This window comes from Magnetococcales bacterium (genome assembly GCA_015231755.1).
Classification (GTDB): domain Bacteria; phylum Pseudomonadota; class Magnetococcia; order Magnetococcales; family Magnetaquicoccaceae; genus Magnetaquiglobus.
Genome location: JADGAZ010000022.1, coordinates 59,713 through 71,873, shown reverse-complemented (window position 1 = coordinate 71,873; position 12,161 = coordinate 59,713). Strand labels below are relative to the sequence as shown.

At 62.0% G+C, this 12,161-nt stretch carries 6 protein-coding genes and 1 pseudogene; 2 read left to right on the top strand and 5 right to left on the bottom strand.

Annotation, left to right across the window (positions count from 1 at the left end):
- Positions 1-53: 53 nt before the first annotated feature.
- From HQL98_13790 to HQL98_13770, 5 genes and pseudogenes are all read right to left on the bottom strand, one after another.
- Positions 54-689: pseudogene (locus HQL98_13790) on the bottom strand (transposase).
- Between the two features lie 1,240 nt (positions 690-1,929).
- Positions 1,930-2,850, bottom strand: a complete 921-nt coding sequence (locus tag HQL98_13785; GenBank protein MBF0273116.1) for a diguanylate cyclase — start codon at positions 2,848-2,850, stop codon at positions 1,930-1,932.
- Positions 2,850-6,581 (bottom strand): CHASE2 domain-containing protein, encoded by a 3,732-nt coding sequence (locus HQL98_13780; protein ID MBF0273115.1) that lies wholly within the window; start codon positions 6,579-6,581, stop codon positions 2,850-2,852. The genes HQL98_13785 and HQL98_13780 overlap by 1 nt, the downstream gene beginning before the upstream one ends.
- 95 nt (positions 6,582-6,676) lie before the next feature.
- Positions 6,677-7,555 carry a FecR domain-containing protein gene (locus HQL98_13775; protein MBF0273114.1) on the bottom strand — a complete coding sequence of 293 codons (879 nt, stop codon included), beginning with the start codon at positions 7,553-7,555 and terminating at the stop codon, positions 6,677-6,679.
- A gap of 25 nt (positions 7,556-7,580) precedes the next feature.
- Positions 7,581-8,990, bottom strand: a complete 1,410-nt coding sequence (locus HQL98_13770) for a DUF560 domain-containing protein (GenBank protein ID MBF0273113.1) — start codon at positions 8,988-8,990, stop codon at positions 7,581-7,583.
- Between the two features lie 342 nt (positions 8,991-9,332).
- Here HQL98_13770 and HQL98_13765 point away from each other — a divergent pair, with 342 nt between their 5' ends.
- Together HQL98_13765 and HQL98_13760 are read left to right on the top strand one after the other, a co-directional pair.
- Positions 9,333-11,504: an urea transporter gene (locus HQL98_13765; protein MBF0273112.1), complete on the top strand. Its 2,172-nt coding sequence runs from the start codon at positions 9,333-9,335 to the stop codon at positions 11,502-11,504.
- On the top strand, positions 11,501-12,148 hold the full coding sequence (locus tag HQL98_13760; protein ID MBF0273111.1) for a hypothetical protein: 648 nt from the start codon (positions 11,501-11,503) through the stop codon (positions 12,146-12,148). Before HQL98_13765 ends, HQL98_13760 begins: the two co-directional genes overlap by 4 nt.
- Positions 12,149-12,161: the final 13 nt, after the last annotated feature.

The following is a 12,161-nucleotide window of genomic DNA, read 5'->3' as shown; positions in this document are numbered from 1 at the left end:
GACGGCTACCACAGGGTAAACCCATGATCGCGGTGGGGGCTTTTTGAGGAGGCCCGAACTAGCAGAGGTGCCCGGCTCAACCGCCGAGCCTGGGCCAACACATTCCCCAAGAAGGGAACGAACCCCTTCTGGCTGTGTTGCTTTCCCTCGCGAAACTCCGTCCCAACACACCAACCCTCCTCTCCGAGGTAGGCCGCAATGGGTGCGTATCCGTCATACCCCTTGTAGGTGCGCGATACCCCAGCCTTCTTCGTGCCAGAGTTGTCCATGGGAAAAACATCCATGTCCAGGGCCACATGCCCAGTCATCAGGGGTGTCACGGGAACCTCGGCATTCACCATAAAATCCACCGTACAGCGGGTGATGACCGGCAGCCATGCCTCAGCTCCCTCGTCCAAACGCTGCCGCAGCCGGGCAATGGATGGTACCCGCCCAATCCCCAGGGACTCACGGAAAAACGCATCCTCCCTAAACCGGCCGATGGCCTCGTAGTCGCTCTTCCCCTGGCTCAACAGTCCCAGATAGCTCTTGGCCACGTCGCCGTGGGAAATCCCATGCCGCAGCGGGACTGCCTTCTTCAACTCATCTGCCAGATCCACCACCCGGTTCAGGCAAGCTCCCACCAGGGCAAGCCCGCTCTGCGACGTGTAAAATTCCTGCTCAGACTGTTCAAGGATGAACCGTTTCATGTCACCTCCCAGGTGAGTTGCCGAGCGGTTCAAAATACAGCAAATTATATCACATTATCAATATATTGTGCGCTTAACCCCAACATGAAACCACTGATTCAGGTTTTTTGTTTGGAAAAACTTTAACACTTCCAGAACTTAGCAGACAGAGTTCAAAATTGAACCTGGTTGATGCCTGGAGAGACGGGAGTTGAAATCGGGTTTTTCATGCTCTCTCTGGCAACACTCTCCAAACGATTCGGACTCACTTAAAATTGTTTTATTTCAAGATGGAACAGAGTCTGTTAAAGCAGAACCGGTTCGACAGGAAAACCGGTTAACAAATACGGCTTGCCAAGACACGCACGAGACATTATTTTACCGAATATCGATAAGATAAAATAACGCCACAGCCTGTTTTAACTTCACGGTGCGCCAATGAAACGGGAACTTCAAGGTCACTATGTGACCGTATCCACGGTGGGCGAAAAAGCCCAGGCCTTCGTGCCCGCACCCTTGCCCCCACCCCACCCATCGACTGGATATCCTGAACAAAGGCACGGAACTGCCAGAGCGATAGGCTTGTCCTTGTCTCATGCGTGCCATCGATTCAGGCCCCTTGCCAACATCGCGCCTACTTTGCGTTTTCAGAAGCATTCCGAACCTCGACGGCGAATGGGACATGCTTTGGTTTCCCAGAAAAAGGATATGCAAAAAATCCAATTTTTATAATAACCACCATACACACCCCACTTCGGCACCCACCCAAAATCTGGACTCGCGCACGCCGAAAAAGGCAGTTTCTCTTCTTCTCTCTCCCCCCATTCTCCAAAACCTGTGGACCCGCCGTGGGTGAGTCCAAAAACTGATGATTCACTTAATATAATAATACATAAATAATATCATCAATTGCTAATTCTTAACCAAATCCGCCACGCCTCCACACGGCATTCATTGGCCAGTCTGCTGACTTAGATGGAAGCATGCTACTCTCTGACGAGAAAAATGGCTGTTTTTCTGCGGCTACCATTGGGTAGGTCCAAAAAGATTGACGGGGACTTTTGAGGAGGCACGACATGGTATTGGCACTCCCACTTGGAGTGGTTTAGGCTTTCTGTGTGGTCCATCGGATCCTCCTTTGTCATGCGCTTGGCGGCTCACGACTCAGCAAGTGTCCCGGGGACTCCTGCAAGATCAAACTGCGACGGTCACCCCGGCAGAGCCGGGGGATTATTCATGGTATCGATCCCATCAACATACTCTAATCCTGGCGCTCCAGGTTGGTGGTACAAAGCCGGTTGCGTCCCTGGTGTTTGGCCTCATAAAGCATCCGGTCGGCCGCCTGCTGAAGTTGTGCCGCGCCCATCCCGGGCTCAGGAATCACCACCGCCCCCCCGAGGCTGATCGTGACATAAGGGGCCACGGTGGACAGGGCATGGGGCAGGCCCATGGACTCTACCGCTTGCCGCAACTGCTCGCCGATCTGCACCATGCCATTCCGGTCGGTATCGGGGAGCACGGCCACGAACTCCTCGCCGCCGTAACGGGCGATGAAGTCCCCAGGACGGTGTTTGGCCTCGAACAAAGCCCGGGCCACCCGCCGCAGGCAAATATCCCCCCCCGAATGACCATAATGGTCGTTGTACTGCTTGAACTGATCCACATCCATCAGGATCAGGGAGATCGGCTCGTGGCTGCGCATGGCCCGCATCCACTCCCGTTCCAGGGTCTCGTCGAAGCCCCGACGATTGGGAATTTCGGTCAGGCCGTCCAGACAGACCAGCCGCTCCAGAAGATTCATTTTGTGCTTCAGGCCCAGATGAGTACGCAGCCGGGCATGGACGATGGCCGGATGGAACGGCTTGGAGATATAATCCACCGCCCCCAGATGCAGACCCTGGGTCTCGGAGGCCACGTCATTGCGCGCGGTGAGAAAAATCACCGGTATGTTTCGGGTGGCAGGCTCGGCCTTGAGCCGACGAATGACTTCAAATCCATCCATCTCCGGCATAATGATATCCAGAAGGATAAGATCCGGCATGGTATCGGGCTTCAGGTTTCGCAGGGCCTGCTCGCCGTTCTTGGCCACCATGATCCGATATTCCGACTTGAGCAGACCGACCAAGGATTCGATATTGAACAACTCGTCATCCACGATCAGGATCTTGGCATTGGGTTCCATCACGTCGCCTTGGGGTGACTTGGGGTTGGATGAGAGGGCACGGTCTCTTCCGGCGTGCGCAAATTCACGCGCAGTTCGCGCAGGCTTTCCAGTGCCTCGTCAAAATCGAACATCTTGACCCGGCGCAACAAAACCGACGCCGCGGCACGAGCCTCTGAAGGTAAATTATGCAACAATTCGGCGATCTTGTCGACCGCTTTCGGATCCAGTTGGCGCATCATCTCTTCCAACTCGTCCAATTGCAAAGCGAGCGCCACGGGATCGGCCACCCCGTGACCCGTCAGCGGGGAATCGGTGGCGCGCCGGGTCGCCTCCGCATCGACCCAGGCACCCAAAGCGACCTGAAAAGGAGTCAACGCCCGCTCCAACTCATCCACCAGCCTCTGGAGCGACGCCGCTTCCCATTCCATGCCCGCCTGCCGTCGCACCAGCCGCCCATCGAGGGCATTTTCCAACGCCTCAGCCGCCGAGCGTACCGCCAGCAGGCCAAAAGAACCCGCAATCCCTTTCAAGGTATGGGCCTTGCGGTGCGCCAGGGTCAAATCCCCCTGCTGAAGCGCGGCGCGCAACTCCTTGGAATCATCCCCATGCCGCTCCCGGAACCCCTCCAGCAAAGAGCGCAGCAAGGCCCGATTGCCCCCCAGCCGCGCCAGCGCATCAGCGCAGCGCATGCCCGGCAACGACTCCGGCAACGTCACCTCCGACGCCGGTACGGCCTGGGACGGCACCGGAAGGGCCACCGCAGAAGTGGCGGACAGAGGCTCCGGCCCGGAGAATCCGGCACGCGGCACCATATGGGCGGCCAGGGCGGCATACAGCGTGCGTGGCTCGATGGGTTTGGCGACAAAGCCGTCCATGCCCACTTCCTGGATCAGGCGCGAATTCTCCTCCTGGGCGGTCAAGGCCAGAATCGGCGGATGCCGCGCAAACCGGGCATCCGCCCGGATGCGGCGCACGGCCATGGGGCCATCCATGACGGGCATCTGCATATCCATCAAGATCGCGTCGAAGCCGCCACCCGCTTCCATCCTCTGTGCGGCCTCCAGACCATCCCGGGCGACCTCCACCTCCACCCCCACTTGGTGCAAAAGCTCCGTGGCGATCTGCCGGTTCAAGGGATTGTCCTCCACCACCAGCACCCTCGCTCCCCGCAGACGCCAGACCGGATCCATGACATCAGGCTCCGGCCGGGATTCCAACGCCATCCCCGCAGCGGTCGCAGCACCCCGGGCGTAAAGCTCCAGGATCCCCTGCAACAGCGATGACGGCAGCACAGGCTGGGTCAGCACCCCATCCACCACGGCCAACTCCCCGGAAGGTGGCAGCGCCTCAAGCAATGGGGTGAGCAGCAACAGCTTCGGCGCAAAAGCCGATCCGGCAAGCGCCGCCCGCAACCGCTGCGCCGCCTCCAGACCCTTCATGTCCGCAAGCTCCCAATCGATCAGCAGCAACGCCCAGGGATCCCCGGCCGCGTTGATCGCCCCCAGAGCCGCCGCCCCGCTGTCCACAGCCAAAGATTGGCAATGCCAAGCCGCCAGATATTCGATCAATTGCCCCCGCGTGGCCGCGCAGCCATCGGCCACCAGCACCCGCATTCCACGCCATTCGCGGGGAATCGCCAAAAACTCCGACCTGGTGGCGTCCAGGGTCTGGGTGAGGGTGAACGTGAAGGTGCTGCCCTGGCCAGGGGCACTCTCCAGATGGATCGTCCCGCCCATCATGTTCACCAACTGCCTGCAAATGGCCAATCCAAGCCCGGTCCCTCCATACTCGCGGGAGGTGGAGCCGTCCGCCTGGACAAACGCCTGAAACAACCGCAGTTGCTGCGCCGCGCTGATGCCGATGCCGCTGTCCTTCACCACCCCTTCCAGCACCACCCCCTGCCGGCTCCGGGAGGCAAGCCGCATGGTGATGGAGACCTCCCCGGCCGGAGTGAACTTGATGGCGTTGTTGACCAGATTGATCAGCACCTGCCCCAGCCGCAACGGATCGCCGCGCAGATTCTCGGGAATTGCCGGATCCCGATGGATCAACAGCCGCAGCCCCTTTTCCCGCGCCTTGAGCTGGGTCATGACCGCCAGATGGCCCAATACTTGATCCAACTGGTAGGGAACCAGCTCCAGGCTCAAGCGATCCGCCTCCATCTTGGAGATGTCCAACAGATCGTTGATCAGCCCCAGCAGGGTTTCTCCCGCGGTGCGTACCTTGGTCAGATAGTCCCGCTGCCGGGAGGTGAGTTCGGTTTGCAGACACAGCCCGGTCAAGCCGAGAATGGCGCTCATCGGAGTGCGCAACTCGTGGGTGACGTTGGCGATGAAGCGGCTTTTGGCCTGGACCATCTGGCGTTCCTTCTCCAGCCGGTACAAGTGCGGCACCAGAAAGCCCGCCGACAACAGCGCCATGGCGAGGATGGGATAAAGGGGATCGAAGAACAAACGCGCACTTTCAAGCAGCCAAAGCGCCAGCAACACCAGCAAAACGGCCAGCACCCCGTTGATCGCCACCATCCAACGGATGCGGGAGCGGTTGAGCAACTGCCGGGCAAACAACCAACTGGCCAGCAACAGTCCCACCACGATATCGCTCTCCCAGGCCGGATGCAGCAGATAGCTTTGGGTATAGAGCTGTTCGAGGAGTTGGGTGTGCAACTCGACGCCGGGCACCATCTCCCCCAGGGGGGTGACGACATCATCCCCAAGCCCCTGGGCCGTAGCCCCGACAAAAATGATGTGATCCTTGATCAGCGCGGCATCCACTTTGCCGTCGAGAACAGTGCGCACCGACAGGTAGCGTTGGGGCTGGAATGGCCGGTAGTGCAGCCAGATCTGACCATCGGGGGCGGTGGGATAAAACGACTGGCCCAGCCCCAGCCCCCGCAGCGCCGGATTGACGAAACCGCTCATGTCGGTGAGCAGCATGACGTTCGACTGGCCTTCATAGACCCTGAGTGCCTCCAGTCCCAGCACCGGATAGATCCCGGAACCCACCCGGCAAATCAGGGACAGATGCCTCAAGACCCCATCCGGATCGCTGCCGACCCGGGAGATGATCCCATTGCCCAAGGCGGCGTTCTGCAACAGCGGCAGCGCGGCCACCGTGCCGACGAACCGGGGCAACCGCTCCTGGGGATGGCCGCCCAGGGCGGGAAACCGGGCCTTTTCCATCGGCAGCGATGTGGCGCTTCGATCGTCCAGGGCAAAGGAGAGCACGGTGGGTATCCGGGCCATGCTGTCGGCCAGGAGCTGGTCATGATCCGGCATGCGCGCCAGGGTGGCGCCCCACTCCGGATGATCGGGCCACAACGCGGCCAAAGCGGCGGGGGAAGTCCGGTCCGGTTCCGCCAGCAGCAGATCCAGCACCACGACCCGCGCCCCCAGGTCGCGCAACCGGTCCACCAGGAGCGCCAGTCGGGTTCTGGGCCAGGGCCATTGACCCAGTTGTTTCAGGCTCTCCTCGTCGATGGCCACCACCCGGACCGGCACGGCGTCAGAACCGACCCAGGGGGCATGGCGCTGGGCCCAGTCGAAGGCCAGATTACGGATTTTCTGCCGGGGCGCGGGATCCAGGATCTGCACGGCCACCAGAAAGGCGCACAGCAGCAGGGTGAACCAGAAGGAGACCAGCCCCATGCTGCCCCGGCCCCAATGGACGAAGATCCCCGACACCCGACCCCGACGCGGAGCGATGGATGGATCACGATGAAAGAATTTTCTCAAGAACACCGTGTTCAACCCGCTTCCGCCTCACCATGATGCCATCGGCCAAACATCCGCCGTCCATTGGCCCTTCTCCGCCGCAGCCGGCGGAAATCTCATTTCCAAGGCCCTCACGGCGCTCCGGGGGGTTTGCCGATCTGCGGTCCCATTCCCGGGGGCAGCGCGGTGGTCGGCATCGGCACACCCTGGATTCCCGCCCCGGGTCCACCCACGCCCGGCACTCCCAAACCGCCTGGCATCGGCAGGGTTCCTGGCAACGGTCCCCCCGGCAGGCCGATGCCACCGCCGGGGAGCGGCTGTCCACCCGGCAGACCGATACCACCGCCGGGGAACTGACCCGGAACCTGCTGCTGACCGCCCTGGGGCTCCGGAGCGACGGCGCCGGGCTTGACGCCCTGAAACTGATCCATCGCCAGGGGATGCTGACTGATCTGCGGCGCCATGGTGGAGGAACGGATCAAGCCACTCTGTCCGGCTTGGATCTCCAGACTGCCGTTCAGGTTGGACAGGATCACCACCCCGGAGACCACGGTGACGTTCAATCCGTTGTCCAAAGCCGTGTAGTATTCCGTCCCGCGCACCCCCAATGTACCCAGATTGGTGCGCATTTGGAACTCCTGAGGCTTCTGCTTGCCGATCAGGCCGGTCAGGATGTGCATGGCCCCGGAAACCAGACTGAACTGCGCCTTGTGGTCGTTGGGATCCTGGGCGGCGAAGTGATACGCGTCGATGGCGAACCGGGTGTCGTGATACAAGGACATGATCATCTTGTCCACGAACTGCAACTGGGTCTCCCCGTGGGCGCCGGTGATGACCGTATCCCCGGAATAAAGCAGGGAACCCCGCTCCAGGGCTTTGTTCCCCTGCTGCCCCCTGCTTTGCACCTGCACCTCCCCGGTGGACACCAGAATGCGCGCCGCAGGCCCATCGGGCGGGCTGGCGGCATGGACCTGCCAAGCCGACAGCCCCAAGACCAGAAAACACGCCATCCAAAAGATCCGACTCCTGACGGCATCACTGTTTTTCATGGGTAAAATCCCAACGCAAGGCAAGGGTTATGATGGTGCGGTCGTATTGGTAAAGTTCCAGATTGGACCGATTCTGAACGTGGGTGATGGAGGGCATCACGTGCCAATGTCTGGCATACTCCCAATCCACGGAGCCACCCATGGTCCACAGATCATCGTTGCGTTGCTGAAGATGATAACGGTCCCTGGCGTCATGATCCTTCCTTTCGTATTGCAAGACGCCCTGGGCGGTCACGGTATCGCTTAACAGGAACTTCGTCCCCAGATCCAGCCCCACCAGACGCAAACCCACCTGGGGAGCGGTGCCATCCTTCGGCCACTCGCGACCGACATGCCATCCCCCGGACACATGGGAGCCTTTTTTGTCCAGGGCGATCTCATCCGCCATCCCGCCGGCCACCCGTTGCATCGAATAGCTGGGATAAAGCGAATAATCATCGTTGAGATACTGCGCATGGCTGATCCAGGTATGTCTGTCGTTGAGCGGATGACTCCAGGAGGTCGCCCCGCCCCAGAAAGAGCGATACTCGTTTTTGTCCACCCGATCATCCTGGAAAAAACCGGCCAGCGAGACCGTATCACCAGCCATGCCATGACTGAAGCCCAGCATACCGGTGATGGTGGTCTCATCCAGGTCCTGACGCTGCGGCAACGCGTTCTGGGTGACGGAGAGGGTACCGCCCACCGAGGTGTCCAGGGTCAGCGGGGTCAGGAATGAACCGTTCCCCGTCACGGTCAGCAAGGTGCTGCCCTGCCGGGAAGAGCGGCCCAAGTGGGTCGGCATGTTGAGCGAAACCCCTGGCAGGATCAACGCTTCGGCATGGGGACCGCTGGTGACATTGGTGTCATAGCCCATGCCGAACAGCAGGTTGCCTGCCAGACGCGTGCCCTGCCTGCCCTGGACGCTTCCGGATGGGCCGGCCTGTTGTTTGAGGAGGGTGTCACGCAAATGCTGCCACTCCGGCTTGAACGTCGGCGACAACCGCTCCCCATCGACCTGATTGAAATGGACCTTGGCCTGTCCCGTATCGCCGCGCCGTTTGGCGAGCATGGCCAACTGGAGATGGGCCTGGCTTTGTTGACGGTCGAGCATCAGCACCCGCTCCAGGGCAAAGACAGCCTCGTCGTCCCGACCACTCGCCATGAGCGCCCAACCCAGCAGCAGATCGAATGCCGACTCGCCGGCGCGCTGATCCTCTTCGGCGCTCAACCTGGACAGGGCCCATTCCGGTTTGCCCTGCTCCAGCCAAGCCCGGGAGCGCTCCAGCAGGTCGGGCACGCCCTCCCCATGGGCCGCGGCACCCCCCCCCAGAACCAGACACAGCAACGCGGACCGAAAACCGGACGGGAGACGATCCGACCTGGATCCGCCGGGCAGTGACGACTTTGGGTTCATACCCTCTCCGTTACAGCACAATTTGACTCTGCCACCCTTAAAAATCCTTGCGGAAGATCCAACTCTAGCCGATATCAATGTCGGTCCACAGCAACCAAACCTGAAGTCAAAAAACACAACGCCCGTTTGGTTGCGACGAGGCAGGACCCTGTTTACGCCCATCCCGAAATGGCGTAGCATGAATATTGCAAAGCGCTCTTTCAAGCACTCTCCCAGCGTTTCCGGGATGGCCGGGATCGATACCTTCCGTTAATAGTCCACATGCTGGAGAGAGGATGAAAATGCCGGTTGCCCTGCTGACACACCCGAAGGTCAATCCGGGCTAAAAGGAATGACCTCCTCATGACGTGGCGTCACTATCTGTTCAAACTCGCGGAGGAGACCGCCCGGGGTTACGGCTGGGTCTCCCTGTTGCCCTCCTGGCGGTTCGGCGTGCCTCTGGGGCTGATGACCCTCCTGGACCCTTGGAGCGGTCTCCACGGATTGGCGGGGGGGCTGATCGCCTGGCATGCGGGAGAACTCGCCGGGGCTGGCGAGGAGGAACGACCGGTCTGCGTGTTCAACGGTCTGCTGGTGGGACTGTTCATCGGTCATGTGTGGATCCACGGTTTCGGTTCCGCGGGCATGGTGGCGATGGGCGGCGTGTTGAGCGGCTGGTTGACCGTGGTGCTTGGCCGTCTGGCTTGGTCCCTGGTGCAAATGCCGGTACTCAGTCTGCCGTTCACGCTGGTGGCCATGCTCACCGGGGCGGCCGGTGGAAGCCTATCCGCGCTTCAACAGCGTCCCTATGTGGCCCCCACGGCCATTTTCGGCGATGCCGTCGATCGTTTCTTGAGCGCCTTCGGCAATTTCTACTTCTCCAGCGAACCCCTGGCCGGAATGTGCGTGCTGGCGGTGCTGCTGCTCGCCTCCCGCTATTACGTGGCCATCGCTCTGCTCGGTTATGGCACGGCCCAACTCTGGTTGCAATCCATGGGTGCGGCCCCGGAGCATCTGGCCGGCACCGCCTGGGGAACCAACGCCATCCTGGCGGCCATGCTGGTGGGAGGCCTGTTCGCCAGACCCTCCGGGTCCACCGCCCTGCTGGCGGCCTTGACCGCCGGAATCGCCGCCTGGCTCTCCCTGGCCCTGGGGCGAATCCTCACTCCTTTGCATCTGCTCCCCTACTCCGTTCCCTTTGTGGCGGCCTCCTGGCTGGTGCTTTACGCCGCCGTGCGCAATGCGCGTCTGACCACCGCCTTCAATCTGCTGCTCCCGGACCTGCCGGAACGCTCCCACGAACGGGCCCGGATCAACATGGGACGCGTGGGCAGTCCGGCGAGCGTGCCCCTCGCGGTGCCGTTCCTGGGCACCTGGACCATTCTGCAAGGCGTTGCCGGCGCCCATACCCATCGGGGTTCCTGGCGTCACGCCCTGGATTTCATCATCACCCGCGACGGGCAAAGTTTCATCAATCAAGGCAGCGCGCTCACCGATTTCCTCTGCTATGGCCAGCCGGTGCTTTCACCGGTCCATGGTCAGGTCTGGAGGGTCGTCAACGATGTCCCCGACAATCCGCCGGGCACGGTCAACGCCGCCGCCAACTGGGGCAACTGCGTGGTCATCCGTCTGGCAGACGGCAAATGGGTGGTGCTGGCCCACCTGATTCCCGGTTCGGTGGCGGTGGCCCCCGGCGACTGGCTCAAACCCGGGGACTATCTGGGTACCTGCGGCAATTCGGGACGCTCGCCCCAACCCCACATCCATCTGCATGTCCAGTCCGGCGACGATCCCGGCGCACCCACGGTGCCCTTCCATCTGGCCAGCGTGCTGGTGGCGGAAGCCGGTGGACCCGCCTCCTATCTCCTGGCCGCGACACCGAACGAAGGCGCGGCAGTCAGTCCGGCCAGAACGGGGGATATACGCCCCTTCTACCTGCTGGCCGGACGAGGCATCCGCTACACCGTGACCCGCGATGGCGCCCCCGCCGCCGACTGGAGCCTGCATTGCGAGGTAGACCAGTCGGGCCGGCTGATGCTGGTGTCCAACGCCGGGGCGCGCTGTCTGGCGGACTCCACCTGGGCGACCTTCGCCTGTCACGAACGCAGCGGCAAACCCGATCCTTGTTTCGATCTGTGGCTGCTGGCCTGCGGATTCACCCCGGCTTCGGACGAAGTGGATCACTGGCGGGAGGCGTTCACCCCCGCCCGGTTGCTGCCCGGCGGCTCAGCCCCCTGGAGCGCCACGCTGTTTTGGCCATGGGCCGCCTTCGCCGTCAGCCTCCATCGCCGCCGCTGGGACGACGCGGCCCAGGCCTGGCAACAAGAGGCCGAACACCGCCAACGGCTTTTCGGTATCACGATCCACACCTCGGCGCTGCTGGTCCCGGAGTTCGGCTGCACCCACCTCGAAGGAGAGGCGGGATCGGTCCGGTATGTCCTCGAAGCCGCCAGCACCTTCCAGCAAGCCGATGTCGGGGTTCCCGCCTGGGAAGAACCCATCGGCGGCCACATTTCCTTGCGGAGGCTCGTATGATCCTGCATTCGCTTTCCGGCGCTTCTCCTCGACCCGTCCGTGGGACGGGCGCCGCGCTGCTGCTGGCGGCGCTGCTGCTGGCCTCGGCTCCCGCCAACGCCGGGGAGAGCCTCTGGGCACACTCCTACCGTCTCGAAACGGAAGGTCGTCTCGTGGAGGCCCTCGGTGTGCTTGATCCGGTTCCGGTCAACGGTCCGGACGCGGAACTGAGGTGTCTGCGCCGGGCCTGGCTGTTGTATCTGCTGGGCGGCCATAACGAATCGATCCGGGAGTACCGGCTGGCCATCGAGCGCAACGGTGCCTCCCTCGACGCCCGGTTGGGGCTGTTGTTGCCCCTGCTGGCCCTGGAACGTTGGGACGAAACCCAACGGGAGGCGCGCACCATCCTCGACAAAGCCCCTCACAACTATCTGGCCCTGCTGCGGCTCGCGGTTGCCCAGGCCGGTTCACGGGAGTGGCAAGGCGTGGTCCAAACCGCGCACACCCTGATCACCGCTTTTCCGAGCGACGCCATGGGATTCCTCTATCTGGCCCGGGCCCGGACCGGACTGGGCCAAAAACGCGAGGCGGCGGAAGCCTACCGGGCGGTGCTGGTCCGGCTGCCGGATCAGGCGGAAGCCAAGGCCGCCCTGGAGCAGCCGTGAGCGCCCCGGTGAC

Excerpts from the sequence above, each read along its gene's own strand:
- HQL98_13785 (MBF0273116.1), bottom strand. The coding sequence starts at position 2,850 with ATGGAACCCAATGCCAAGATCCTGATCGTGGATGACGAGTTGTTCAAT.
- HQL98_13775 (MBF0273114.1), bottom strand. The coding sequence starts at position 7,555 with ATGGCGTGTTTTCTGGTCTTGGGGCTGTCGGCTTGGCAGGTCCATGCC.
- HQL98_13770 (MBF0273113.1), bottom strand. The coding sequence starts at position 8,990 with ATGAACCCAAAGTCGTCACTGCCCGGCGGATCCAGGTCGGATCGTCTC.
- HQL98_13765 (MBF0273112.1), top strand. The coding sequence starts at position 9,333 with ATGACGTGGCGTCACTATCTGTTCAAACTCGCGGAGGAGACCGCCCGG.
- HQL98_13760 (MBF0273111.1), top strand. The coding sequence starts at position 11,501 with ATGATCCTGCATTCGCTTTCCGGCGCTTCTCCTCGACCCGTCCGTGGG.